We start from the raw sequence: 24,204 nt of genomic DNA on the forward strand, positions 1-24,204 counted from the left end.
ACGTATCAGCGTTTGCGGGCGCTGCGGAACGCTTCGAAGCCGACTGCGAGCAGAACGGCCGTACCCGTCAGCGCCGGCTGCCAGTAAGCGGAAACGCTGTACAGGTTCAGTGCGTTTGTGAGGACGGTGAGCGACAGGATGCCGATCACCGCGGAGCTGATGCCGCCGACTCCGCCAGTGAGTGGTGTGCCGCCGATGATGACGGCGGCGATGGCGAGGAGTGCCCACTGTGTACCTGTTGCCGGACTCCCGATTCCCGAGATCGAGACGAGAAGAATTCCTGCGATGGCAGCGCACAGTCCGCCGATGGCATAGACGGCAATCAGAACCCGATCGACATGGATTCCGGCACGACGCGAGCCTTCCTTGTTGCTCCCGACGGCGTAGATGTGCTGGCCGAAGAGCGTGCATCGTAAGACGAACAACAGAATCAGGATGACCACGACGAATGTGAGACTGGCAAAGGAGATTCCAGCGATGTTCCTCAAGCCAAGATCGGTCCATCCGGAAGGAAGAGGAGCGATCGGGGTGGCGCCGGTTGCGGCGTACAGCAGTCCGGTGACGACGGCTTGTGTACCGAACGTGGCCACAAATGGGTTGATGCCGATCTTGGCTACGAGGATGCCGTTCACGAAGCCGGCGAGTAGACCGGCGACCAATCCGACGAGAATTCCGATGGCTATACCGTGCTGGAGACTGACGTACGCTGCCGCGCATCCGGCTGCCGCTGCCACGATTCCGACCGAGAGATCGAAGCCACCTGAGATAATCATCAGCTGCATACCGCCGGCAATGATTCCGACCATCGCCGCCTGTTGCAGCACGTTCAGCAGGTTGTCCGACTGCCGAAAGATCGGGTTGGCGATGCACAGAATCACCACCGATGCGGCCAGTACAGTCAGCATCACCCGCTGAACGACCTGCGACGGTGTGCTTGGCAGAATGCGTTTGAGCAGAGCAGGTAGCCATTCCTGCGAGGATGCGTGGGGCGGCTGGGGTGCCGCGGAACGAGTGGAACGGCCGACGTCATCGACAGAGATTCGCGCGCTTGGCGGCCGTTTCTGCTGGTCTTCGGTCAGGGGCATTGAGGACTCCTCGAAAGGGTGTGTCGGTGTTCGGTCGAAAGAGCGAAATCAGGTCACCCGGCGGCACGGCGTTGTGCGTGTCGAGATTTGGATCGGTGCCATGCAGTTCGCGTTCGGTTCGTGAACCGGTAGCGATTACTCGGACGGTGGGCCGGGTCTATATGGGCGCTGAAACAAATCTTCGGACAGGTAGGAAGCGGGTTCGCCATGTGTCTCAACTCTGTTTGGCGCCCCCCGGTGAAGCCCTGGGGTTGTAGAAATACTGTCCTGTGACTGCATTCACAGCTAGACGCAAGGCGGGAAAGATGTCTCGGCTGAGCGACACGTTTTGTGTAGTGTCTTTGACATGTCTTTCACGGTTGCGGACGCTCTGGAACTCTCACTGATCCGCGCGGCCGGTCCTCACGTACTCACCAACGGAACGGATCTGGATCAACGCGAAGTCCGATGGGTTCACTCGTCCGAGATCCCCGATATCGCACGATTTCTCAGCGGCGGCGAATTGTTGCTGACGGCGGGCCTCGGTATAGGGGAAACAGAAGCCGAGCAGCGTGCTTACGTGAAGGCGATTTCTCGAGCGGGTGCGGCAGCTCTGGTGATCGAAGAATCCGGTCGCATGTTCGATCGAGTTCCTGAAGCTGTTGTACAGGAAGCCCAACAAATGCTGCTTCCGGTGATCGCGTTGACCCACGAAGTGTCGTTCGCCGGAGTCTCCGCCCAGGTGCACGAAATTCTGACCGAAATGCGACTTCGGAGCCTGACTCGTGAGCGTGAGGTCGAAGCAACATTCTCGGGATTGCTGCTCGACGGCGCAGACCATCTCGGAATAGTGGAGACTCTGGCGGCGCTCACCGACAGCACGGTGGTTCTGGAAAACATCGCGCACCGGGTGACGGTCTATTTTTCAGTGGACGGTGTCGAATTCGATGACGACGAGTGGAATCGTCACGCCAGAGTATCGCACGACAATGAAACTGATTGTGTCCGAAGGCCCGTCGTCATGCGTGGTCAACCGTGGGGGTGGATCCACGTGCTCCAGGGACAATCGCCGACCGCGCCGTTCTCGGCTGAATTCGCGGCGGAGCGGGCAGCAGCAGCGATCGCGATCTCGCTTCTCACCGATCGTAGCCGCGAGGCGCGTGACGATCAGCGCAGTACCGCTTTGATGACACACTTGCTGCTGGGAGAAATTTCCGGCGATGAGTTCGTGAAGCAGGCCAGTCGTCTGGGGTATCGGCTCGGATCTGGCCTGATGCGAGTGTTCGTGGCCAACAAGAATACTCGTGACGATTCTGGTGGAATCCGGCCCAAGCGCAGGAGCAGTCCCAATGCGATCAGTGCCGACATGGGTGATTACATCGTCACGGTGGCGCCGGAAGTGAGTGGCCGTCCGCCGGAGATCGAGGATCTTGTCGGTTTCGTCGGAGCGGGTGTCGGTGTGAGCCGCGCTATTTCACGTGACATGGTTGCTGTCGCGCTCACTCAAGCGCGCAGTGCTGCGGCGGTCGCCCGAGCTTCTGGTGGTGTCCTTCACTTCGACGAACTGGGGGTCGCGCGGATTTTGGTGACCCTGGCGCAGGGCCCGGAACTGGCGAGCTTCGTCGAAGACGAATTGGGTCCGTTGTTGACGAAGGATGCGCACTCGGCCAGTCCGCTGCTGCCGACACTGCGTGCGTTTCTCAGCGTCGACGGGCGCAAGACCGAAGCGGCGGACAAACTCTACGTGCAGCGCAGAACTCTGTACAACAGGTTGGAGCGGATCTCCACGATTCTCGGAAAATCCCTTGATGCCCCGGAAACACGGCAGCGCTTGCTGTTGGCAGTCAAAGGTCTTGAGCTGCTGGAAGGTTCGGCGATCAGTTCGTCGCGACGTTCCGGAAGGAACTAGCGTTCCGACTTCGATGAGGGGGACGGCGGTTCCTGTCGTGGCTAAACCTATACTGATCGCCCTGCGAGCTCCGCGCGCGGCAATGAGACGGCCTGTTGCCAGCAATCCGCACAGGGAACCACCGGGCAGTCCCAAGATGACGAAACCGAATCCGCTGGTGGTGAGCTCGAGTGCATTCTTGACGTCGGGTGTCACTGTCACCCAAGAGGCTTGGAAAGCTCCGAGAAGTGCGAAGATGACAAGCTGTGCCCATTTCGTGCGGCCGAGCACGAAGGTCAACTTCGGGTAGAGCATTTCGTTGATTCTCTTCGTGGAGGGTTAAGTGAATCGTATCACCTGGTGATACGATTCACTCGTGTCTGTGGTGGTGAAACAAGGTGAAGGTTGAGATGTGGCGCGACAGGCGGAAGTATCGCAAACCACGGTGTCGCGCCTACCGTCTCCCGAAGTGTTCGGTCGGGGTAATCGCCGCTGCCGACAGTACCTCTCACGGACGTCATCGTTCGTACATTCGCGGGACCTTCAGTGCAGAAACATCTTTGAAACTATCGAGGCAACGGCAGGAGTGGGGCGACGAACATGGCTAGTCACCGTATGGAGGAAGAAGTGGGGTACGTCTGTGTCACGTGTCGCCATATCGGTTCGTCGTTGCCTATGCCCAAGCCGTCTGTGCCGCTGGCCGTGCGAGCTCGATGCAACCTCTGTGGCGAGATCGACACGGCGATGTCGGGGCGGAAAAGACGATGTGCCATACCGTGTCGAGCTCTTCGGGGGCTTTCGTAGAGCTTGGACGCATGCAGTCCGGTGTGGGCGAATGTGTGAACACCATCTACTGTGACGACAGGTCAACCGAAGCCAACACTCGGTTGAAACGAGACCACGATAGAATTCGTGAGATCGTCAAGGGTTACGGCGGATGATTCGTCCGGAGCAAGGGGAGTCGCTTCAGTGGTTACGATGAAGGACGTGGCGCGGGCAGCAGGCGTCTCCCAAGCCGCTGTCTCATACGCGTTCAGTAACTCTCCGAAAGTTTCTGCATCGCAGCGCGATCACATCTACGCAGTCGCTCAGTCTCTGTCCTACGCCGGGCCGAACATCGTCGGCAGTAGCCTGCGCTCCGGCCGAGTTGGAGCGGTTGGCATCATGGTGATGGAGTCGTTGGGGCACGCACTGGAAGACCCGTCGACCATGCTGTTGATGAAGGGGGTAGTCGAAGTCAACGAACTCGCCGACGTTGCCCTCACTTTGTTGCCGTTGGTCTCCAGTAGGGAAGAAGGATTCAATTCTCCCGCGGTCAGAGGTTTGGTCGACGGAGTAGTCCTGCACAATGTGACTCCTACCCACCCGATCATTGCGGCCCTGATTCACTCAGGAACGCCGGCAGTTGCGATCGATTCACCCGCGGACTGCGGCTTGCCGTTCATCGGAATCGATGATCGCGCTGCGGGATTCAAGCAGATGGCCCATCTCTTGGATCTCGGGCACCGAAGAATCGGTGTGGTCTGCGAACGTTTGAACATCGGTGGCACCGATGGGCCGATCTCCAAGGCAGTTGTCGAACACTCTTCGGAGCGGGTCCAGCGAGATCGGATCCTCGGGTACTTCGATGCTGCAACTGCACGGGGAGATGCCGGTATCTCGATTGAGGTTTACGAGGCTTCAGGTATCGATCGTGACAGCGGCGTCCGTGCTGTTCGCTCGATGGTCGAGATACTGAATCCGACCGCAATAGCCACGACATCAGATGTCTTTGCCGTCGCTGCCTTGAGCGTGCTTCGTGGCATGAATATCTCAGTACCTGAGGTTGTTTCGGTTGTCGGATTCGACGATGCGCCAATCGCCGAACTCATGGATCTGACCACTGTGCGTCAACCGCTGGTGGAGAAGGGGCGCGCCGCAGCTTCCATGCTGCTCGACAATATCGACGGCGCCAAGCGGAGGCAGAAAATCTTCAAAACCAAGCTGATCGTCCGAAACTCGACAGGCCCGGTCAGCACAGTCTGAACGAGACCATGCTGACCGGGCCGAAGTGGTCAGGATCGATAGACTCTCCGGTACAGTTCGACGATTTCCTGTGCGCTGGGCACCACCGGGTTGTTCGACGGAGAACCCGACGCCAAGGCCTGTTCCGCCATCAGTGGAATGAGCTCCTCCCAGCGGGACTCGTCGATGCCGAATGTGCGCGGACTGGGTACCTCTACGTCGACGCACAAAGTATCGATGAAGTCGACCAGCTTGTGCGAGGCCGCCTCGTCTGAATCGCGGCGGTCGGCCGCGCCCAGCTGCCTGGCGCAATCGGCGTATCGATCACGCGCCCCGGGTATGGAGAACGCGGTGATCGCCGGAAGTAGCATTGCATTGGAAAGTCCATGCGCCACATGGAAATGTGCGCCGATCGGACGACTCATCCCGTGTACCAGGCACACGCTCGCATTGGAGAATGCCATACCCGCCTGAGTGGAAGCATGCATCATCTGTTCACGTGCTTCTCGATCTGAGCCGTCACGGTACGCGCGCAAGAGGTACGCCCCGATTGTCTTCATCGCAGACAGTGCGAGCCCGTCCGAGATGGGGTTTGCCTTCTTACTGACGTAGGCCTCGATCGCGTGTGTGAGTGCGTCGACACCTGTGTCGGCCGTCAGTCTCGGCGGCATCGACATCGTGAGGTCGGAATCGACGATCGAGGCGATCGGAAGAAAAGAAAGCCCAGGGCATAGCATCTTCTCGTCGCTGGCAACATCCGTGATGATCGTGAATTGTGTTGCTTCCGAGCCACTTCCTGCCGTCGTCGGGATGGCTATGATCGGAAGCGCCGGCCCCGCGTACACCCGAGGGGCTTTGAAATCGCGCATGACGCCGCCCTGCTTGAACAAGACGGCAAGTGCTTTTGCCGTGTCCATCGGGCTGCCGCCGCCGAAGCCGATGATCGAGTCGGCATCGTGGGCGGTCAGAGCGTCGAGACCAGCCTGTAGAGAATCGGTAGTGGGGTCGGGAACCGTCTCGGAGAAGAGTGCGGCCTTCTTTCCTGCTGCTGCAACGATCTTCAGCAATCGATCGGCAGAACCATTGCTGACCATGAACGCGTCGGTGACAAGAAGCGGACGCTCGATGTTCAGATCCGTCAGCACTTCGCCGAGACTCTCGACGGACCCAGGACCAAGTTTCAAGAACCGGGGAAATGAAATGTTGGCAACCATGCCGATCCCTTCGAATGTTGTGAATGTATTTCCCGGCCCGTCGTATTCGGACGGGACAAGAACTCAGTTGTTTTCGGGGAAGCCGAGGTTGATGCCGCCGTGGCTGGGATCGAGCCAGCGGGTAGTGACGACCTTCCCACGGGTGAAGAAGTGGACTCCTTCGGTACCGTGAGCGTGCGTGTCGCCGAACAGGCTGTTCTTCCAACCGCCAAAGCTGTAGTAGGCCATGGGGACGGGAATGGGGACGTTGATCCCGACCATGCCGACCTCGATCTCGTTCTGGAAGCGACGTGCTGCGCCACCGTCATTGGTGAAGATCGCGGTGCCATTCCCGAATGCACTCGAATTCACCAGGTCGAGTGCTTCGTCGTAGGAGTTCACTCGCACGACCGAGAGCACAGGGCCGAAGATTTCGTCTGTGTAGATGCTCATGTCGGTGGTGACGTGGTCGATCAGGGTCGGGCCGAGCCAGAATCCGCCCTCACCACCGTTCGCCTGCACGTGCCTGCCATCGACGACGAGCGTCGCGCCGGCCGCCTCACCGGCGTCGACGTAGGAGGCGACCTTGTCGCGGTGGGCCTTGGTCACCAGAGGACCCATGTCTGAGTTCTTCGTGCCGTCACCGGTTTTCAGGGTGCGGGTTCGCTCGGCGATCTTGCCAACGAGTTCATCGGCGATGTCGCCGACGGCGACCAGTGCCGAGATCGCCATGCAGCGCTCGCCGGCCGAGCCGAATCCGGCGTTGACCATTGCGTCGGCGGCCAGATCGAGGTCTGCGTCAGGCAAGACGATCGCGTGGTTCTTCGCTCCTCCGAGAGCCTGAACGCGCTTTCCGTGGCTGGTGCCGGTGCTGTACACGTACTGGGCGATGGGGGTTGAACCGACAAACGAAACGGCCTTGATCGCAGGGTTGGTCAGAAGTTCGTCGACAGCTGTCTTGTCGCCTTGCAGGATGTTGAACACGCCCGCTGGAAGTCCTGCCTCGGCCCAGAGCGCCGCGATCCACAGCGAAGCAGATGGAACTTTTTCGGACGGCTTGAGTACTACCGTGTTTCCGGTGGCGATCGCGATGGGGAAGAACCACATCGGGACCATCGCGGGGAAATTGAACGGCGAGATTATCGCGACCGGGCCGAGCGGTTGACGGATCGAGGTGACGTCGACGTTCGTCGAGGCATTCTCGGTCATACCGCCCTTGAGCAGGTGCGCGATGCCACAAGCGAATTCGACGACCTCCTGGCCTCTTGACACCTCGCCGAGTGCGTCGGAGAGGACTTTGCCGTGCTCGGCGGTGATTATCTCTGCGAGTTCGTGCTTGCGGTCATTGAGCAGTTCGCGGAACGCGAAGAGGATTGCGGTGCGCTTGGCGAGCGAACTGTCGCGCCAATCGGGAAACGCAGCAGCAGCTGCGTCGATAACGGCGCGTGCGTCTTGCACGCTGGCGAGCGCGACACTGCCAGTGACGGCGCCGGTCGCAGGGTTCGTGACCGGAGCGGAGTTTCCGCTCGAACCGGGGGCGATCTTGTTGTCGATCCAATGTGCGATGACAGTCATGACTATTCACTCCTGAGGCTGGGGTTGATTCGAGTCTGTGCCGCAGAATTGCCGTCGTCAACAAGTAAGATCGCAGTACTCAATGCAAAATTGCAGCCAAGAACGGGAATGGCGATGTTCACTTCTGACAACCTGCGCTTTCTGCTGGAACTGTCACGCACGGGGCGTATTTCGGATACGTCGAAGCGACTGGGGGTCGATCAGACCACGGTCTCCAGGAGAATCTCTAGGCTTGAAAAAGACATGGGAGCAAGGCTTTTCGATCGCGGCGTCTCGGGCTGGCAGCTGACCGAGGCGGGCAGGCGATTGGTTCCCTACGCGGAGAGTATCGAGTCGACGCTACTTTCTGCGCTCGGTGAGACGACCGCCTCGGCGTCGCCGAGCCTCAACGGGACGGTCCGGATCCTGACCCCAGACGGCTTCGGTGCCTTCGTATTGGTTCCGGGCCTGCGCTCTGTACGTGCCCGGCACCCGGATTTGTACACCGAAGTGCTGACTTCGACTACCCACGATGTGTTGACCGGGCGTGACTTCGACGTCGCCGTCACATTGGAGCGTCCCTCTCCCCGATCTGTGGTCGTCAGCAAACTTGCGGACTACAACTTGCGGCTTTACGCCTCGCGTCGGTATCTGGAGACGCACGAGTCGATCTCGTCGGTGGACGACCTACGTCATCACACGCTCGTCTGGTATGTGGACGCGTTCTTGGATGTCGAACCTCTGCGTATCCTCGACCGGATACTGCCCACCGGGCGAGCGCAGATCCAGACCAATAACATCGCTGGTCACTACGAGGCAGTCAGGCACGGTGTGGGAATCGCGCCCTTGCCGACGTACATCGGCGCGACCGACGATGACCTCGTGCCGGTGCTGCGTGACGAGTTCGTAATTCGGAGGTCGTATTGGCTCGTTGTCCCGCGCGAGCTGATCAGATTGGCCCGCGTGCGGGCGATAACCGATGCCTTGCATGAGATTGTCGACAGGAACCCCGACCTCCGTGCGCGGTGATGTGCGGGTTTCCTGTATTCGTCGGGCGAGGCGATGGTTGACGGTCAGTTTGTGGGGCCTATGAGGAATGATCTCGATTTCAGGTGTGGACTCTGTCGAAGGGTCTTCTGGAATGTGTGGAGAGGGGTGGATCACCCGGAATGCTTCAGCATTTCGAGGGCCACATCCCGGCCGACGTCGAAGGGGTCGGTGCCGATACCGATACCGTCTGCGACGAGGGCGCCTTCGTGAAGCAGCATGATTGCCTCGACGAGACGTTCGTCGGCTTGCCCGTCTGTCGCCAGAATGCGCCGAAAGACGTCCAACATTTCCTGCTTCTGTTCGGCGATGACAGCGAACACCGGGTGTGACCGATCGCTGAACTCGGCGTGAGCGTTGACCATGCTGCAACCTTTGCCTCCGCTCGCCTTGGACCAAGAGGCGGAAGCGTCGAATGCCGCACTCAACTGCTCGGCGCGGCTGTGTCCGGCTGATGCGAGCTTCTTGTCGCGAAAGGCTCGCCACCGCCGATCTCGATCCTTCAGATATTCCACGACGAGGCCGTCTTTCGAGCCGAACCGCTCGTACAGAGTCTTCTTCGTGACCCCGGCGTCCAGTGCGACGGTATCCACGCCTACGGCGTGAATTCCCTTTTCGTAGAACAGCTTCGACGCCGACTCCAGAATGCGACGTGCTTTCGGAGTCAAGTCGGGTACGGATTCGTCTGCCATGGACAAAAGTATACCGATCTGTATAGTCGACTCCATGAGTAAACAGATCGGTATACCTCGGATCGTGACCTCGAGATCTGCCGTGACGGCTACCTTGTCGGTCCTGTTCGTCGCGTGCTGGAGTTCGGGATTCATCGGAGCCAAACTCGGCGCCGGCAGTGCCGAGGTCTCCACGCTGCTGATGTGGCGTTTTCTCCCGCTTGCGGCGGTACTGGTCCCGATTGTCTGGCTGTCCGCCCGGCGCCTGAACGCGATGCCGACACCGCGGGCTTTCGGCAGGCAGGTGGTGATCGGAATACTCTCCCAGAGCGGCTACCTGTTGTCTGTGTACTGGGCAGTCGATCTCGGCGTGAACACCGGAACCACAGCGCTGATCGACGGTATTCAGCCGCTGGTGGCCGCCGCGCTGCTCGGTCCGGTCCTCGGTGTCGCAGTCCCTCGGATGCAGTGGATCGGACTGGCGATCGGACTGGCCGGCGTCGCGATGGTCACGGCAGCCGACGCCGGGGCCGGTACATCGGCCCCGTGGTGGGCGTACGCGATTCCGTTCCTGGGGATGCTCAGCCTGGTTGCATCCACCTTCGTCCAGCAACGCGCTCCCACGTCCACGCCGCCACTGCAGGCTTTGGCCATCCACTGCTCAACCAGCGCAATAGTTTTCACAACTCTGGCGATCGCCTCGGGTGCTGCCGTACCGCCGAGTGTCAGCACATTCTGGATCGCATTGCTCTGGTTGATCGTGTTGTCGACCTTCGGCGGATACGGGCTGTACTGGTTGTTGCTTCGTCGCATCGGCATCACGTCCGTCAACACCTTGATGTTCTTGATCGCCCCCGTCACCGCGGTCTGGGGCGCACTGATGTTCGGAGAATCCTTCACTCCGTTCACCGCTCTCGGCTTGGCGGTGGGCATCGTCGCCGTCGTCGTGGTCACCCGGGTGGACAATCGACCGAAGAAGCAGGACGAGAGCACGGATTCCTGCCCGGCAAGAGCTCCGATCACGTCGCGCTGACGAAGCCCGATCGCGATGTGAACCGCTCGCGGAGCGCGGTGATTTGTTCTGAGGTGAGCTTGAGTCCGTTGATTGCGTAGTCCTCGACTGCGCCGAATTGCGTGCGCATTTCGTCGAGCGCGGCGTCGAAGTAGCTGTCGCGGACTCCGAGGAGCGGCCGGAGCAGTTCTCCGTCAACGCCTTTGCTTGCGGCGAAGTCGAGGATCGGTTCCGTCATAGGTGCCAGATCGGTGTTCGTCTCCAGGTAGTCGGCGCGTACATCGGCTTCGTCGGCGCCGAGGAGGAGCAAGAAAGAGGTCGCGGCCCACCCGGTGCGATCCTTGCCGGTGGTGCAGTGGAAAAGTGCTGCACCGGTGCGTTTTTCGTCGATGAGGTCGAGATAGAACGCGCGGTAGGCGTCGAGGGCGGACGGCAGGGTGACGAAGTTGCGGTTCGCTTCCTCCATCTGTGCGATCCCACGTCCATCGCTGATGGTCTCGGCGTACGCGACCGGGTCCGTCATGAGTAGTCCGGTGGCCGCGGCGTTTTGGGCATTGTCGGCGAGAACGTCGAGCCAGACCGTCCGCGTCGAGTCAGGGAGATTGTCGAGCGCGCCGTCGCGCTCGGCAGCGGTCCTCAGGTCGTAGACCGTCCGGACGTTCAAGTCGGCGACCGCGGCGACGTCGTCGCCGTCGAGTTTCGCGAGCGTCGCCGAACGGTAGAGCGCGCCGGCGCGGACGGTGCCATCAGCAACGGGAATGCCACCGAGATCCCGGAAGTTCGGAGCGGTCTTCAGGAGAACGCGACGATCGAGCGGGTGAGTTGGCATGGCTGACTCCTTGTGGGTTCCGTTTCCGAACTGATCATTCATGCCTTCTGCACACTGCGCACGAGCTTTTCGGCATTGCGTCTCTTGATCCACTTGTCGATGACGAGAGCCATGAAGATCCATCCTCCCAACGCGGTGATCACCCACACGATGATCGGGGCGAGGATCCAGGACCCGACGCCGCTGATCTCAATGCCGTCGGGGACCAGGGTCGCAACCCAGAGCGCGAGCAGCGTGGCGACCAAGCCGACACCGCCCGCGAGCGGAGCCGCGTAGTGCAGTGCCACGCTGAGCACGAATGGGCCGAGAATCATGTGGGCGAGGGTGAATACACCGATAGCGGCCAAGAAACCGTTGACGCTCAGGCTGACCCCGGGCAGCGCAAAATGCACGACGATCAGCGCGATCGCGCCGAGTACACATTGCGAAATGAGCTGAAATAACAGACGCATGGCTTGTACCTCCGTGATCAGGTCGAGTCACCCGAGAGTGGTGTGTGCGTGGGGAACGCTTTGCTGGAGGGCCTCGGGACGAGGTGCCGTCCAGGTGCCGTCGAGCACGTCGGGGCGGGGGCGGTACAGGCGCAGTACGTAGTTCCAGCCCGGCATGATGGGCAGTGCGTTCGCGACGCCGTCGAGATTGACGCCGAACCGGATGGTGGTGCTGCCGTCGGAGTCGGGGGTGGCTGTGAGGCTGTTGATGCTGTTGACGCCTAAGGCGTTCTCTTCGAAGTATCCGGCTGCGTTGTACAGCGAGACCGACCAGAACGCATCCACGGGAACATCGTTCAGGCGGAGACGGTATTCCCCGACCGGGAGACGTTCGTCGAAGTTGACGTAGGTGGCCTCGTACTCGGGAAGGCCACCCCAGCCGGATGCGGTACCGAGCAGGTGCCTGATCGGGTCGACTTCCGCCGCGGTGCCGAATGAATGGTCGTAGGTGGTGATGCCACGAGCGAGTGCGAGGAGCGCGTCGCGGGTCTCGGTCTGCGACTGTTCGTCGTAGTCGGGCAACGGGAACTCGCCCGTTCCACCGCCGTCGATGGTGAGGGCGTCTTGCAACCGGTTCACCTCGGCGACGTCTTCGGGGCTGTTCGGATCGACGAGGATGCGCACGATCAGTGCGGCGTAGTCGGTCCCGACCAATTCGCGTGTGAGCAGGTGCTCTCCCGGATCGCGCAGGATGACGGGACCGAAATGATCTTGACTGACCACCCAGACGGAGATGTAGCGCTTGCCGGTATCGGGCACCGTGATCGTGACGTTTTCGCGCACGTCGATGATCGCGCTGCTGTACAGGGTGTCGCGGTTCTGGCGGATGATCGGCTGGTTGTCGAGTGACCCGAGCTCGCGAGTGTGGTTCCACGTGCCCAGGCCGACGCCCGCGGCCAGGCGAGCGAACATGAGATCGGATTCTGCCCGATTGAAGTTCAGGACGTTGACGGCGATCGTGGACATAGCGGATTCCAATCGGTGTCGGGGTACGGAAGCGGGCGCGGTAATCCATGGCCCGTCGGGGTGAATCAGCCCAGCAGTCGTGCTTTCGCGGCTTGGAACTCGGCGTCGCTCAGTAGGCCTTGTGATTTGAGATCGCCGAGTTTCTGCAACTCGGCGACAAGATCGACCGGGGGTGCGGGTGTGGGGAGTACGGCCTGCTGCTGGGCGAATTCGTACTGCGCCTGCTCGTAGTCGGCCTGAGCTCTCCTTTGCCGGCGGGTGGCCATACCGTCGCTGACGGCGGTCGCGGTACCGGTCACGACCGCGGTGCGGGCGGCGAGGCCCAGCAGTCCAGGGCGTCCTCTTCTCGGGATGTACGGCATGTCAGACCTCCAATTTCGGGATGATCGTGTCCATGAGGGCATTGACGACGGGTGCGGGTATCCGCTCGTAACCCAGCAACACCGCGCCGGACTCGGCGGTCCGGGCGGCGAGTTCGCGCTGATAGACCAGCTCGAGCGCGACCAGCAGCGCTGAAGCGCCGGCGGGAATCGCCTCCGCGAGTTCGGTGATGTCTTCATGCCCGAGCAGACCGGACGCGCCGAGCATTTCGACGTTGATCTCGAAGCCGTTCGGCAATTCCTCGACCTCGACGAGGGTGAGTTCACCGTCGTCGGACTTGGAGATGACGATCAGATCGAGGAGTCGTACCAGGCCGGTATCCGTGATGTCGGTGAGCGCGGAGAACGCGGCGGGGTCGAGGCTCTGCCCCGGCAGACCGAGAAGGTAGAAGTCGACGGGGCCGAAACGCGCGGCACTCACGAGAGCACCTTCAGCTTGAGTGCGGCAAACTCTTCCTCGCTGATCGATCCGGCTTCGAGGAGTGCTGCAGCTGTGGCGATTTCCTCGCTGGGACTCTTTCCTGCGACTTCGCGGATATACGATTCGGCCGCGCTCTCGGCCTCGCGTGCGGCCTTGTTGCTGCGTTCCGTCATCCCATCGCCGCGGGCGACGAGATAGACGAGCGCGGTGAGGATGGGTAGGAAGAGCAGGAAAAATATCCAAACAGCTTTCAACCAGCCGCTCAGCTTGTGGTCGCGGAACAGGTCGGCGACGATCGCGAACAGCGCGAAAAGATATCCGACGAAGACGGTCGCCCACAGCATCCAGCCGAGGCTTTCCCAGAAACTCATGTGTCTTGTCCGTTCGTGTCAGGCCTGCGCATCGGCATTCCGCCGACTCGCGCTTTCAGTTGATTCCGGCAATTCTCACCGGTTTCCGCATGCTTCGATCGCTGTCTCATCCGAAGCGGATGAGACGGGATTTCCACGGCCGTCGAACGTCTCGAGTATCTTCGACACATGATCGAAGCCGTGCGTGACGCACTTGCCTCCGGTGAGGCGGAGCAGGCTCGACGCGTCCTGCGGAAGAACTGGCTCCGTCTGATTCTCGAATCTCATACCAGGGAACTCGAGCAACTCTGCCTTGCGCATCCCGATCCGCACGATCCACACATCCTGCTGATACGGGCGTGCTGCCGCGACCTCAGCGGCGATCCGTACGGCGCGGAGTTTCTACGCGGGCAGGGTCTACGGGTTGCGTCCGACGATTTTGTCGTCTGTTTCACCGACCTACTGCTCGCTCCGGACACCTCGACCAAGGCCGTCATCGCCGATCGCGCGCGTCACGCCCTCGCCCAGTGCGAGCCCGAGGACGATTACCCGTCCGCACTTTTCCTCCTCGGGTGGACCGAGATCAGGCTTCGTCGTGATCTACCTCGCGCCATCGCGCTACTTCGCTCCGCCGGCGATGAAGCGCGGTTGCAGTCGCGTGCGGAGACGTTGCGTCTCGCGCAATCCAATTTGGCTTTTGCACTCACCCACGCGGGAGTGTTCACCGAAGCCGAACAGATCCTCGACGGCCTTCCTGCCCGAGAGGTTGCATCCGACTGGGAACGCTTCGAAGGTGGACTCCCACAGTCGAATCGAGGGTGCATCGCCTATTGGCGTGGCGACTTCGAGGAAGCGATCGCTCAGTTCGACTCGATAATCGTGGAGGGTAGTCCCGGAACCAACTTCGAGGCGCTCGCCCGTCTGTACCTGGTGATGAGCCTGATCGCTCTGAACCGGAAAGACCGGTACCACAACGCCGCTCGGCTGCTGCGAGGCGTGAGCACTGCGGACAAGCACGGCATTCCTTGGGATACGCTGCGGCGCGTCACCACGGCCTGGCTCGCCCACGCTCAGGGGCAGGACGAGCAAGCGCGCCGCATCGCGAAGCCCACGCTGACCAGAACAGGTGCTGCGGTCGCTCACGCGCTGCTCGCCGAGCTCTATCGAGTCTTGGGGGATCCGGAACCGTCGGCGCAGGCGCTTCGGTTGGCAAGCTCGGCCGCGCTGCCGCGATATGCGCTGGTGAGCACACTTGTCACCTCTGCAGCGCTGAGCTCCGTCGCAGGGCGTGGGCCGCAGGCGCACGAGCAGCTGGATCGTGCGCTGGCTGAGGCAATCCCGGAGCAGATCCTCGCCCCCTTTCTCAGCGGCGATCCGGTAATTGTCGATCTCTTGAACGCGCACGCAATACGGGGGTCGAGACACCAGGACCTCCTGCGCACGATTCTGGAAAAACGGAGCAGGCTCTCTGCCCAGCTCGCCGGAGTCCTGACCGAACGCGAGAACGAGATTCTCACTTTACTGCGCACCACGATGACTGCAGACGAGATCGCTGCGCACCTCGGCATCGCCTATCCCACTGTGAAGACTCACATTCGCTCGATTTACCGCAAATTAGGTGTGGCCAAGCGGCGTGCCGCTGTTCAAGCAGCCGACAACCTAGACCGCGGGATCGGGGGCGATTCCGCGACGGAGGCTGCGAACCGTCAGATCCAAGGCTTGTAGTCGAGTCCCGGAACCGCGGTTCACGTAGTCCATCGACGTGTAAAGCAGTGACCACAGTAGGTTCTGCACCCAGTCCGAACCCATGTCGGGGTCGATGGACCCGTCGGAGTGTCCGCGTTCGATGGCGTCGGTGACTCCGTCGTCGTTCGACGCGGACTCGGCAAACGAATCTTCTTGATAGACGCCGGGAGTGAAGAACAGGACCGTCAAAAGGTCGGCCAGTTCGAAGTATTCGTGGCAGAGGCGAACCAGTGCCTCGGCTCCGGTGCCCTCACCGAGTCGCGCCGCTGCTGCGGCCTCACCGACGGCGCGAGTGGCCTCGGCCGCGACTGCGTCGACCAGGTCGGATCGTTCGGGAAAGTAGCGGTGCAAAGTGGTCCGGCCGACCTTCGCGGCCGAAGCGATCTCGCTGAGGGTCGCAGCAGGCTTGGACGCGAACACCGAAACGGCAGCATCGAGGATGGCCTTCCGTGTGCGCTCGCGGGTCGCGCTTTGTTCTGGTGCGCTGTGGATCGTTGTCACGAATTCGAAGCGTAGCCGTGTCCGGTTTCGGTATCCAGTGTTTCCGAATCGGAATTTCTCTTGCCCTTTATGGAACATTCGTGTTCCATAAATTCATGCTTGAACCCGACGCTTCTCAGCCCGCACCGAAATGGAGCAATCTCCGCGTCCTCTCGGAGTTCGCTCGACCGCATCTGCCGTCGCTCCTCCTCGGATTGGTACTGGCGCTGTGCGGCTCGGCGGCGACGCTGGCAACGCCGATGGTCACCAAGTGGGTTCTCGACACCCTGGATACCGGTGCGTCGCTGAAGGGACCGATCCTCACGCTCGTCGTCCTTCTGATCGTCGGTGCTGTGCTCGGTTGTGCTCAGTGGATCGTTCTCGGAACCGCCGCCGAGAAGGTTGTCTTCGACGCCAGGTCTTCGCTGGTGAAGCGATTCCTGGCGGCGACCGTACCTTCGCTGCAATCGCGATCCGTGGGTGAATTGGTCACCCGGGTCACGTCGGACACCTTGCTGCTGCGGGAGGCGGCGTCGTCGGCCGCGGTGAATATTCTGAACGCAGCCGCGTTGACCATCGGAACGATTGTTCTGATGGGCGTTCTGGATCTGCCGTTGTTGGGGGTCACCATGGTGGCAATCGTGTTCGCCTCCATACTCTTTGCCGTTCTGATGCCTCGGATTTCCGCAGCCGAAGCGCGAACCCAGGAATCGCTCGGTCAGCTCGGCGGCGTACTCGAGGGTGGCTTGCGTGCGATCCGTACGGTCAAGGTTTCCCTCGCCGAGGATCGCGTCGGCGCTCTGGTGACGACCAATGCGTCCGATGCGAAAAAGCATGCGATCACGGCGGTTCGAGTGTCGGCAACCGCGTGGACTGTCGCGTGGACCGCCATTCAGGGATCGATCATTGCCATCCTGGGCTTCGGTGCCTGGCGAGTCGCCGACGGCGAAATGGCAGTCTCGACGCTCATCGCGTTTCTGCTCTACGCCTTCACCCTGATGGGGCCGGTGTCGGAGCTGGCGCAGAACGTGACTTCCGTTCAGTCGGGAATCGCGGCAGCTATCCGGATTCGCGAGATGCAGTCGTTGCCCACCGAGCAGTACGACGAGGTCGTGGACGTGGTCGCGAAAACAAATGCTGCCGCGCCGCTGATCGAGTTGCGCGACGTCACCGTGAGTTACCACGGGTCGAGCCAGCCGGCGTTGCGCGATGTCTCGCTGGTCATTCCGACGCGTGGGCACATGGCCATCGTCGGCCCGTCGGGTGCCGGAAAGACGACCTTGCTCTCGACTGTGCTGCGATTCGTCGAACCGCGATCGGGTGAGGTTCTCCTGCATGGAGTCGGTTACGACGCGCTCGATCACCGCGCTGTGCGCGAGAGTCTCGCGTACGTGGAGCAAGAGACACCGGTGGTGCCCGGAACGATTCGGGAGAACGTCGTCTTCAGCCATCCCGACGCGACGGACGAAGAAGTCCAGGCCGTTCTGCGCCTGCTCCGGCTCGACGACGCGATCGAGGCCCTGCCGAACGGACTCGACACCGCTCTGACGGCCACCTCGCTGTCGGGCGGCCAACGTCAGCGGATCGCGATGGCACGCGCAGTTCTGCGACCGAGTGCTTTGCTTCTGCTCGACGAAGCCACTGCCCAGGTCGACACACTCACCGAAGCCGCGATTGTCGACGCGATCAACGAACGTGCACGTACCGGGGCCGTGGTGACCATCGCTCACCGGCTCTCAACGGTGCGTGACGCCGACTGGATCGTGGTCATGGAAGACGGTCGGATCCGCAACATCGGCAACCATGACGAGCTCATGGACAAGGACGATCTGTACCGCGACATGGTGGTTGCCGGCCGGCTCGATCAGGGCGAGGCGATGCTCGAAGATTGTTGACCCGGCGCATCGGCATGTGCGAGAGTGCTGTTACCGAGCGATCGCTCGGTCGGGATGTTCTTTCGGAGGTGGCTGGTGGCAATCGATCTGACGTACGCGCCCGAGGTGGTGGCGCTGATCGAGAAGACGCGCGACTTCACGCGCAACGTAGTGCTCCCCATCGAAGACGAACACGCCGGTGACATCGCCGTCGCGGGTGGCGATGCCATCCGCATCGAGATGCAGGCGGCAGCAAAAGAAGCCGGTGTCTTCGCACCACATGCACCGATCGAGTACGGCGGCCACGGACTCAACATGAGTGATCGCGCGCCTGTCTTCGAGGAAGCCGGCTACTCGCTCTTCGGGCCGACGGCGCTCAACATCGCTGCGCCGGACGAGGGCAATGTTCACATGCTGGCCCACGTCGCGAACGAAGCACAGAAGCAGCAGTTCCTCGCGCCGCTCGCAAGCGGGGACATGCGGTCGGCATTCGCCATGACCGAACCCGCGCCGGGAGCGGGATCCGATCCCTCGGCTTTGAACACCCGCGCCGAGAAAGTCCCCGGTGGCTGGAAGATCAACGGTAAGAAATGGTTCATCACCGGCGCCGACGGCGCCGGATTCTTCATCATCATGGCGCGCACCTCCGGCGAGCCCGGGCAGCGCGGCGGAGCGACCATGTTCCTGACGCGGACGGACACAGCGGGTCTCATCGTGGGTCGACACATCGACACTCTCGACAAGTCCATGATCGGCGGGCACTGCGAGGTCACGTTCGAGGATCTCTTCGTTCCCGACGAGGCCGTTCTCGGTGAGGTCGATCAGGGATTCGCCTACGCGCAGGTTCGTCTCGGTCCCGCCCGCATGACGCACGTGATGCGCTGGCTCGGTGCAGCACGCCGCGGCCACGACGTCGCCGTGGCCAGGGTTGCCGAACGAGAAGGCTTCGGCTCGAAACTCGGTGATCTCGGAATGATCCAGAAGATGGTCGCCGACAACGAGATCGACATCGCAGCCAGTCGCGCACTTCTGGTGCAGGCCTGCTTCGAACTCGATCAGGGCGGGCACGCGAGCAACGCGACGTCCATCGCCAAGACCTACGCGGCCGAGGCGATCTTCCGGATCGTCGACCGCTCCATTCAGATGTGTGGCGGAATGGGCGTGTCCGGCGATCTGCCGCTGGCACGGTTGTCCCGCGAAGTGCGTCCCTTCCGCGTTTACGACGGTCCGTCCGAGGTTCATCGCTGGGCAATTGCGAAACGTGTTGTCGGCGCTGCGAAGCGCGCTGCTCGGGAGGAGGCGAAGTGACGGACTTCCCAGGACTCGATCTCGAGGCGCTCCACAAGTATCTGCAAGCCGCAGGCGTCGAGGTGAGCGGTGAGTTGCGAGCCGAACTGATTTCAGGCGGCAAATCCAATCTCACCTACGGAATCTTCGACGACAACTCGAAGTGGATTCTGCGTCGTCCACCCACGGCCGGCCTCACGCCGTCGGCGCACGACGTTGCGCGCGAGTTCCGAATCACCTCGGCGTTGCAGAACACCGCCGTGCCGGTCGCCCCGACCGTCGTGCTGTGCGAGGACGCCTCGGTGATGGGTGCGTCGTTCACGGTGGTCGAGTTCGTCACCGGTCAAGTGATCCGGACCAAAACCGAGTTGGAAGCTGTTCCGGCAGAGCTGGTCACGCAGTGCACCGACGAGTTGGTGCGTGTTCTCGCTGCCCTGCACGACGTCGACTACAACGCAGTGGGTCTCGGCGAACTCGGCCGACCCGACGGTTACGTAGCCCGCCAGGTGAAGTTGTGGGCCGGTCAATGGTCGCGCGTCAAGACCGAGGACTCGGCCGATGTGGACAGGTTGGCGTCGAGCCTCGCAGAATTGATTCCGGCTGAATCGGCCTCGTCGATCGTGCACGGCGACTACCGGATCGACAACACGATTCTCGCGGCGAACGACGTCACCAAGGTTGCCGCAGTGGTGGACTGGGAACTGTCGACGCTGGGAGATCCGCTGGCGGACATCGCGATGATGTGCGTCTATCGGCATCCCGCGCTGGATCTGGTTCTGGGTGAGCCTGCTGCGTGGACGAGCCCGTCGCTACCGTCCGTTGTCGATCTGGCGCAACGGTATTCGTCCGTTTCGGGTCGTGAACTGGCGCATTGGAACTTCTACATGGCGCTCGGGTTCTTCAAACTCGCAGTCGTGGCGCAGGGCATCGATCACCGATTCCGAGCAGGAGCCACCGTCGGCGGGGGATTCGACAAGGCTGGATCTTCTGTGCCGGAACTGATCTCGGCCGGACTCAACGCACTGCAAGGGAAATTCGAATGACTCGATCAGCACTGGTCACCGGCGCCTCCAAGGGAATCGGGCTCGGCATCGCAACACGCTTGGCTTCGCAAGGGTACGGGCTGACCATCACGGCGCGTGATGCCGAACGGCTCGCCGTTGTCGCCGAAGAACTTACGCGCGCCGGATCGCCGGACGTCGTCGTCTCGGCCGGCGACATGGCGGACGAGAACTTCGCCGCAGCACTCGTAGCCACGCACGGCGAGCGGTTCGGCTCCATGCGAGCCCTCGTCCTCAACGCCGGAGTGGGAACCAGTGGGCGAGTGGCTGACTACCCCATGCGACGTTTCGACAAGACCGTTGCCGTCAATCTCCGGACACCGTTCGCACTATTGCAAGCGTCGCTGCCGCTCCTGCGTACAGCGGCGGACGCGGACCTCGCCGGCGGAGCAAAGGTGATCGCTCTCGCCTCGATGGCCGGCGTCTACGCCGAGAGCGGTCTGGCCGTCTACGGAGCCACCAAAGCTGCACTCATTTCGATGGTCGAAGCACTCAACGCCGAGGAATCCGGAAACGGAGTGAGCGCGACGGCCATTGCTCCCGGTTACGTCGACACGGACATGTCGGCGTGGACGCACGATCGGATCACACCCGAGACCATGATCAAGGTCGACGACATCGTGGAGTTAGTGGACGGACTGCTCAAGCTCTCGTCTCGAGCAGTGGTTCCGAAGGTCGTCATGACGCGAGCCGGAACCAACGGCTACTCGGCCTGATCAATCCAGCTTGGCTTCGCCCCGCTTGCGGAAAAAGTGGAAGCCGGGCACTCCGACGATCGCCTGACGCAGGTCCTTCACCACTCCGAGGAGTTCGTGGATCTCGGGCGAGACGGAGTCCAAGGTTCCGAGGATGGGCAGCACCGCGGTCACGCGGTCGGTGAGCTCCGGCAGTTGGTCGATCAGTTTGATCGCGGCGCTGACCTCCGCCTCGGACAGGTCGTCGGCGAATCTGGCCGCCAGCGGCGCGAGCTGCAACGCAATGGGCTCGTAGATCTCGAGGAGTTGTCCCGCGATGTCCGAGGTCTGTTCGACGGCCTCGACCAGCGTCTCAGCTCGAACGGTCACGGCGGCGGCTCCGATGACGACGCGGTCGGCGTTGTCGGCGATCTGGTTGATGCGTGCCACCAACCTCTCGACCGAGAAGAGGAGCGCCTCGAGTCGAGTGGGCAGGGTGACCGCAAAAGCGACCGTGGACAGGGACCAGTGCACCACGTCGCCGACGGAGCGGACGACGGTGGAGCTGCCGGGCAAAACTAGAGCCATCCCTCGATACTGCCTGATGTGACGTCAAAGTACAGGTAAATCTCACATTCACGAGGCCAGCGGCGTCTTCGAGGTGTCGGTGCCGGCGCGGACAATCAATTCACCCGCTGCCTGCTGCACCGCGCAACCTGGAAGGATCGAGACATGACGGCTATCCGTACGCACACCGTGATCGACTCGCCGATCGGGGCGTTGACGCTGGTAGCAGCAGGTGACGACCTCTGCGGGCTGTACATGGCGGAGCATCGCCACAAGCCGGACGAGTCCACGTTCGGTGATCGTTCCGCGGCGGTCTTCGGTGAAGTCGAATCGCAGCTCACCGAGTACTTCGAGGGTGATCGCACGGAGTTCTCCGTGCCGCTGGCGCCCGTGGGTACCGAGTTCCAGAAGCGGGTGTGGGATACCTTGCGAACGATCCCGTACGGCGAAACCTGGACATACATGGAGCTCGCGCAAACTTTGGGTAACCCGCTTGCGATCCGTGCCGCCGCCGCGGCAAACGGCAAGAATCCGATCAGCATCATCGTTCCCTGCCATCGTGTGGTCGGTAGCGACGGAAGTCTGACCGGTTTCGCCGGCGGCCTCGAACGCAAGCGGTTCCTGCTCGACCGCGAGCACGGCGGCGAATCGGATGTCCTCTTCTGATGCGCTCGGCTCACAATTCGGTGATCGGGAACGTCTACCGATCGTGAGACTCAAACCGTTCGAAGACGTCGTGACCGAATACGGTGCAGTGGTCCTCCGTGTCTGCCGCGCGGTGGTCGGTCCCGTCGACGCCGAGGACGCGTGGTCCGAGACGTTCATCGCAGCGATGCGGGCATATCCGGATCTGAATCCGGACGCGAACATCGAAGCCTGGCTGGTGACCATCGCGCACCGCAAGGCAATCGACATCACCCGAGTGCGCGCCCGCGTGGCCGTGCCGACAGACGAGGTTCCGGAGTTGCCGACGCGAATCGGCGTACCCGGAACGTGGGATCACGAACTCTGGGACGCACTCGAACAGCTACCGCTCAAACAACGTGCGGCAGTCGCCTATCACTTTCTGGGTGGGCTGCCGTACGCAGAGATCGCGGACATCCTCGGCAACACCCCGGCGGCCGCCAGACGCGCGGGTGCCGACGGTATCGCCACACTACGAAGAACCTACTTGTCCGCTACCGCTGCGGAAGGGAGTCACTCATGAGTAACGATGTGTTCGAGGCGCTTCCAGCCGTTGACGCTGACGCCATGATCCGCCTACGGGCGCGCCTGGCTGCGCAGGCGTCCGAAGCTGAATTGATCGACGTGGCATATCGAACCGTCGATTCGCCGGTCGGAAAGCTGCTCCTGGCGGCGACCGATGTCGGCCTGGTGCGGGTTGCCTTTGCCGTCGAAGGGCACGACCTCGTTCTGGAATGTTTGGCGGACACCGTCAGCCCCCGTGTGCTTCATTACCCGCGCAGGCTTGACGCTGTCGCTCGCGAGTTGGACGAGTACTTTGCCGGTGCGCGTCGAGAATTCGATCTGCGCTTGGACTTCCAACTCGCGAAGGGGTTCCGACGCGAAGTGTTGCGTCATCTCCCCGAGATCGAATACGGCCACACTGCAAGCTATTCGGTGGTCGCAGCAGCGTCGGGAAGCCCACGTGCGGTGCGTGCCGTCGGGACCGCATGCGCAAAGAATCCGCTGCCGTTGGTGGTCCCGTGTCACCGGGTGGTGCGCAGCGACGGCAGCCTCGGGCAGTACGCCGGCGGCCCCGAACTGAAAGCGATTCTGCTGGATCTGGAAGCCGGCCGGTGAGCGCAGTGACGCTGCGCTTTCAGGCGCCCTATGCAGTCGAACCGCTCACCGGTGCCTTGCGGGCTCACTGCGTCGCAGGCCTCGAGCGTCACGACGACGGTGTTCACACCAGAATCATACCGTTGCCTTCCGGCCCGGTAGTTGTGTCGGTGTCGTGGACAGACGACGGTGTCGTCGTGGATTCCGATGTGCCGGCGGAGGATTCCGCAGTGCTGGAGGTGATCGTGCGTCGTTGGCTCGACCTCGACGCCGATCACACTGCTGTCGAAGCAGCGTTCGGTAGCGATGAGTTGTTGGCCCCACTCGTTGCCGCCCGTCCAGGATTGCGGGTGCTCGGCTCGGTGGACGGGTTCGAGACCGCAGTGCTCACCGTTCTGGGGCAACAGGTTTCGCTCGCCGCAGCGAGGACGTTCGGTGGTCGTTTTGTCAGCGCATTCGGAGCGCCGGTGGAAGGGGAGTTTCTTGCCTTCCCTGATCCGGAGGCGGTTGCAGCGCAATCGCCGGAGGACATACAGAAAGCCGTCGGATTGACCACAGTGCGCGCAAGAACAGTGCACACGTTGGCAACTGCGGCAGCGAACGGTCTCGATCTCTCCTGGGATGCGGATCCTGTCCAATTTCGACAAGAGTTGTTGGCGCTACCGGGAATCGGACCGTGGACCGCTGACTATCTCACTGTTCGAATTCTCGGTGATCGCGACGCCTTCGTACCCGACGATCTGGTGTTGAAGCGAGCGTTGGGGGTCTCGTCGGGCAAAGAAGCCGCAGCGTTGTCCGAGCGCTGGCGACCCTGGCGAGCGTACGCACTCTTTCATCTGTGGACCAAGGAAGCGTTTCTGTAG

Annotated in this window: 25 protein-coding genes; 13 read left to right on the forward strand and 12 right to left on the reverse strand. The window is 61.8% G+C overall.

Annotation, left to right across the window (positions count from 1 at the left end):
• Positions 1-5 precede the first annotated feature (5 nt).
• Complete coding sequence (locus tag AC3WQS_RS00685) at positions 6-1,085, reverse strand: ABC transporter permease (RefSeq protein WP_019745464.1); 1,080 nt, start codon at positions 1,083-1,085, stop codon at positions 6-8.
• Positions 1,086-1,431: 346 nt separating this feature from the next.
• On the opposite strand from AC3WQS_RS00685, the gene AC3WQS_RS00690 reads away from it, so the two are divergent.
• Entirely contained in the window at positions 1,432-2,973 is a 1,542-nt protein-coding gene (locus AC3WQS_RS00690; protein WP_492712802.1) for a PucR family transcriptional regulator, read from the forward strand.
• A 957-nt stretch (positions 2,974-3,930) separates the two neighbouring features.
• Positions 3,931-4,977: a LacI family DNA-binding transcriptional regulator gene (locus tag AC3WQS_RS00695; RefSeq protein WP_019745461.1), complete on the forward strand. Its 1,047-nt coding sequence runs from the start codon at positions 3,931-3,933 to the stop codon at positions 4,975-4,977.
• A gap of 29 nt (positions 4,978-5,006) precedes the next feature.
• Here the strand turns inward: AC3WQS_RS00695 and AC3WQS_RS00700 are convergent, their stop codons facing one another.
• Positions 5,007-6,170, reverse strand: a complete 1,164-nt coding sequence (locus AC3WQS_RS00700) for an iron-containing alcohol dehydrogenase (RefSeq protein WP_133727154.1) — start codon at positions 6,168-6,170, stop codon at positions 5,007-5,009.
• A 63-nt stretch (positions 6,171-6,233) separates the two neighbouring features.
• Entirely contained in the window at positions 6,234-7,724 is a 1,491-nt protein-coding gene (locus AC3WQS_RS00705) for a CoA-acylating methylmalonate-semialdehyde dehydrogenase (protein ID WP_492712801.1), read from the reverse strand.
• Positions 7,725-7,838: 114 nt separating this feature from the next.
• Here AC3WQS_RS00705 and AC3WQS_RS00710 point away from each other — a divergent pair, with 114 nt between their 5' ends.
• Entirely contained in the window at positions 7,839-8,732 is an 894-nt protein-coding gene (locus AC3WQS_RS00710; RefSeq protein ID WP_058037608.1) for a LysR family transcriptional regulator, read from the forward strand.
• 131 nt (positions 8,733-8,863) lie between these two features.
• Here the strand turns inward: AC3WQS_RS00710 and AC3WQS_RS00715 are convergent, their stop codons facing one another.
• Positions 8,864-9,442, reverse strand: coding sequence for a TetR/AcrR family transcriptional regulator (locus tag AC3WQS_RS00715; protein WP_019745457.1), 579 nt, complete (start codon positions 9,440-9,442; stop codon positions 8,864-8,866).
• 82 nt (positions 9,443-9,524) lie between these two features.
• On the opposite strand from AC3WQS_RS00715, the gene AC3WQS_RS00720 reads away from it, so the two are divergent.
• On the forward strand, positions 9,525-10,454 hold the full coding sequence (locus AC3WQS_RS00720; protein WP_029537079.1) for a DMT family transporter: 930 nt from the start codon (positions 9,525-9,527) through the stop codon (positions 10,452-10,454).
• On the opposite strand, the gene AC3WQS_RS00725 is transcribed toward AC3WQS_RS00720, so the two are convergent.
• The 6 genes from AC3WQS_RS00725 to AC3WQS_RS00750 all read right to left on the reverse strand — a co-directional run bounded on the left by AC3WQS_RS00725 (position 10,441) and on the right by AC3WQS_RS00750 (position 13,891).
• On the reverse strand, positions 10,441-11,262 hold the full coding sequence (locus tag AC3WQS_RS00725; protein ID WP_258955540.1) for a tyrosine-protein phosphatase: 822 nt from the start codon (positions 11,260-11,262) through the stop codon (positions 10,441-10,443). The two genes, AC3WQS_RS00720 and AC3WQS_RS00725, sit on opposite strands and share 14 nt — an antisense overlap.
• A gap of 38 nt (positions 11,263-11,300) precedes the next feature.
• Complete coding sequence (locus AC3WQS_RS00730; protein ID WP_020970904.1) at positions 11,301-11,714, reverse strand: phage holin family protein; 414 nt, start codon at positions 11,712-11,714, stop codon at positions 11,301-11,303.
• A 27-nt stretch (positions 11,715-11,741) separates the two neighbouring features.
• Complete coding sequence (locus AC3WQS_RS00735; protein WP_070385179.1) at positions 11,742-12,719, reverse strand: DUF1214 domain-containing protein; 978 nt, start codon at positions 12,717-12,719, stop codon at positions 11,742-11,744.
• 65 nt (positions 12,720-12,784) lie between these two features.
• Positions 12,785-13,081 (reverse strand): SHOCT domain-containing protein, encoded by a 297-nt coding sequence (locus AC3WQS_RS00740; RefSeq protein ID WP_019745452.1) that lies wholly within the window; start codon positions 13,079-13,081, stop codon positions 12,785-12,787.
• 1 nt (position 13,082) lies between these two features.
• Positions 13,083-13,520, reverse strand: a complete 438-nt coding sequence (locus AC3WQS_RS00745; protein WP_019745451.1) for a DUF6325 family protein — start codon at positions 13,518-13,520, stop codon at positions 13,083-13,085.
• Entirely contained in the window at positions 13,517-13,891 is a 375-nt protein-coding gene (locus AC3WQS_RS00750; RefSeq protein WP_019745450.1) for a PLDc N-terminal domain-containing protein, read from the reverse strand. The genes AC3WQS_RS00745 and AC3WQS_RS00750 overlap by 4 nt, the downstream gene beginning before the upstream one ends.
• Positions 13,892-14,059: 168 nt before the next feature.
• Between AC3WQS_RS00750 and AC3WQS_RS00755 the strand changes: the two genes are divergently transcribed.
• A complete protein-coding gene (locus AC3WQS_RS00755; RefSeq protein WP_020909255.1) occupies positions 14,060-15,595 on the forward strand; it encodes a LuxR C-terminal-related transcriptional regulator in 1,536 nt (511 codons plus the stop codon).
• Here AC3WQS_RS00755 and AC3WQS_RS00760 read toward each other — a convergent pair.
• Positions 15,530-16,117: a TetR/AcrR family transcriptional regulator gene (locus AC3WQS_RS00760; protein ID WP_019745447.1), complete on the reverse strand. Its 588-nt coding sequence runs from the start codon at positions 16,115-16,117 to the stop codon at positions 15,530-15,532. The genes AC3WQS_RS00755 and AC3WQS_RS00760 overlap by 66 nt on opposite strands.
• Positions 16,118-16,212: 95 nt before the next feature.
• Between AC3WQS_RS00760 and AC3WQS_RS00765 the strand changes: the two genes are divergently transcribed.
• The 4 genes from AC3WQS_RS00765 (at position 16,213) to AC3WQS_RS00780 (ending at position 21,034) form a co-directional block, all read left to right on the forward strand.
• On the forward strand, positions 16,213-17,991 hold the full coding sequence (locus AC3WQS_RS00765; RefSeq protein ID WP_492712800.1) for an ABC transporter ATP-binding protein: 1,779 nt from the start codon (positions 16,213-16,215) through the stop codon (positions 17,989-17,991).
• A gap of 75 nt (positions 17,992-18,066) precedes the next feature.
• Positions 18,067-19,278: an acyl-CoA dehydrogenase family protein gene (locus tag AC3WQS_RS00770; protein WP_141488338.1), complete on the forward strand. Its 1,212-nt coding sequence runs from the start codon at positions 18,067-18,069 to the stop codon at positions 19,276-19,278.
• On the forward strand, positions 19,275-20,300 hold the full coding sequence (locus AC3WQS_RS00775; RefSeq protein WP_492712799.1) for a phosphotransferase family protein: 1,026 nt from the start codon (positions 19,275-19,277) through the stop codon (positions 20,298-20,300). The genes AC3WQS_RS00770 and AC3WQS_RS00775 overlap by 4 nt, the downstream gene beginning before the upstream one ends.
• Entirely contained in the window at positions 20,297-21,034 is a 738-nt protein-coding gene (locus tag AC3WQS_RS00780; RefSeq protein ID WP_020970896.1) for an SDR family NAD(P)-dependent oxidoreductase, read from the forward strand. Before AC3WQS_RS00775 ends, AC3WQS_RS00780 begins: the two co-directional genes overlap by 4 nt.
• Here AC3WQS_RS00780 and AC3WQS_RS00785 read toward each other — a convergent pair whose 3' ends face one another.
• Positions 21,035-21,580, reverse strand: a complete 546-nt coding sequence (locus tag AC3WQS_RS00785; RefSeq protein ID WP_019745442.1) for a hypothetical protein — start codon at positions 21,578-21,580, stop codon at positions 21,035-21,037.
• A gap of 144 nt (positions 21,581-21,724) precedes the next feature.
• On the opposite strand from AC3WQS_RS00785, the gene AC3WQS_RS00790 reads away from it, so the two are divergent.
• The 4 genes from AC3WQS_RS00790 to AC3WQS_RS00805 are packed head-to-tail and all read left to right on the forward strand — an operon-like array spanning position 21,725 to position 24,204.
• On the forward strand, positions 21,725-22,225 hold the full coding sequence (locus tag AC3WQS_RS00790; RefSeq protein WP_019745441.1) for a methylated-DNA--[protein]-cysteine S-methyltransferase: 501 nt from the start codon (positions 21,725-21,727) through the stop codon (positions 22,223-22,225).
• The gene (locus tag AC3WQS_RS00795) at positions 22,212-22,766 is read left to right on the forward strand and encodes an RNA polymerase sigma factor (protein ID WP_020909250.1); all 555 of its coding nucleotides are present in this window, start codon (positions 22,212-22,214) and stop codon (positions 22,764-22,766) included. Before AC3WQS_RS00790 ends, AC3WQS_RS00795 begins: the two co-directional genes overlap by 14 nt.
• Complete coding sequence (locus tag AC3WQS_RS00800; protein WP_492712798.1) at positions 22,763-23,362, forward strand: methylated-DNA--[protein]-cysteine S-methyltransferase; 600 nt, start codon at positions 22,763-22,765, stop codon at positions 23,360-23,362. Before AC3WQS_RS00795 ends, AC3WQS_RS00800 begins: the two co-directional genes overlap by 4 nt.
• Entirely contained in the window at positions 23,359-24,204 is an 846-nt protein-coding gene (locus AC3WQS_RS00805) for a DNA-3-methyladenine glycosylase family protein (RefSeq protein ID WP_416315821.1), read from the forward strand. Before AC3WQS_RS00800 ends, AC3WQS_RS00805 begins: the two co-directional genes overlap by 4 nt.

It is taken from the genome of Rhodococcus sp. FW305-130 (assembly GCF_058788335.1).

Excerpts from the sequence above, each read along its gene's own strand:
- AC3WQS_RS00685 (WP_019745464.1), bottom strand. The coding sequence starts at position 1,085 with ATGCCCCTGACCGAAGACCAGCAGAAACGGCCGCCAAGCGCGCGAATC.
- AC3WQS_RS00690 (WP_492712802.1), top strand. The coding sequence starts at position 1,432 with ATGTCTTTCACGGTTGCGGACGCTCTGGAACTCTCACTGATCCGCGCG.
- AC3WQS_RS00695 (WP_019745461.1), top strand. The coding sequence starts at position 3,931 with ATGAAGGACGTGGCGCGGGCAGCAGGCGTCTCCCAAGCCGCTGTCTCA.
- AC3WQS_RS00700 (WP_133727154.1), bottom strand. The coding sequence starts at position 6,170 with ATGGTTGCCAACATTTCATTTCCCCGGTTCTTGAAACTTGGTCCTGGG.
- AC3WQS_RS00705 (WP_492712801.1), bottom strand. The coding sequence starts at position 7,724 with ATGACTGTCATCGCACATTGGATCGACAACAAGATCGCCCCCGGTTCG.
- AC3WQS_RS00710 (WP_058037608.1), top strand. The coding sequence starts at position 7,839 with ATGTTCACTTCTGACAACCTGCGCTTTCTGCTGGAACTGTCACGCACG.
- AC3WQS_RS00715 (WP_019745457.1), bottom strand. The coding sequence starts at position 9,442 with ATGGCAGACGAATCCGTACCCGACTTGACTCCGAAAGCACGTCGCATT.
- AC3WQS_RS00725 (WP_258955540.1), bottom strand. The coding sequence starts at position 11,262 with ATGCCAACTCACCCGCTCGATCGTCGCGTTCTCCTGAAGACCGCTCCG.
- AC3WQS_RS00730 (WP_020970904.1), bottom strand. The coding sequence starts at position 11,714 with ATGCGTCTGTTATTTCAGCTCATTTCGCAATGTGTACTCGGCGCGATC.
- AC3WQS_RS00735 (WP_070385179.1), bottom strand. The coding sequence starts at position 12,719 with ATGTCCACGATCGCCGTCAACGTCCTGAACTTCAATCGGGCAGAATCC.
- AC3WQS_RS00740 (WP_019745452.1), bottom strand. The coding sequence starts at position 13,081 with ATGCCGTACATCCCGAGAAGAGGACGCCCTGGACTGCTGGGCCTCGCC.
- AC3WQS_RS00750 (WP_019745450.1), bottom strand. The coding sequence starts at position 13,891 with ATGAGTTTCTGGGAAAGCCTCGGCTGGATGCTGTGGGCGACCGTCTTC.
- AC3WQS_RS00755 (WP_020909255.1), top strand. The coding sequence starts at position 14,060 with ATGATCGAAGCCGTGCGTGACGCACTTGCCTCCGGTGAGGCGGAGCAG.
- AC3WQS_RS00765 (WP_492712800.1), top strand. The coding sequence starts at position 16,213 with ATGCTTGAACCCGACGCTTCTCAGCCCGCACCGAAATGGAGCAATCTC.
- AC3WQS_RS00780 (WP_020970896.1), top strand. The coding sequence starts at position 20,297 with ATGACTCGATCAGCACTGGTCACCGGCGCCTCCAAGGGAATCGGGCTC.
- AC3WQS_RS00785 (WP_019745442.1), bottom strand. The coding sequence starts at position 21,580 with ATGGCTCTAGTTTTGCCCGGCAGCTCCACCGTCGTCCGCTCCGTCGGC.
- AC3WQS_RS00790 (WP_019745441.1), top strand. The coding sequence starts at position 21,725 with ATGACGGCTATCCGTACGCACACCGTGATCGACTCGCCGATCGGGGCG.
- AC3WQS_RS00795 (WP_020909250.1), top strand. The coding sequence starts at position 22,212 with ATGTCCTCTTCTGATGCGCTCGGCTCACAATTCGGTGATCGGGAACGT.
- AC3WQS_RS00800 (WP_492712798.1), top strand. The coding sequence starts at position 22,763 with ATGAGTAACGATGTGTTCGAGGCGCTTCCAGCCGTTGACGCTGACGCC.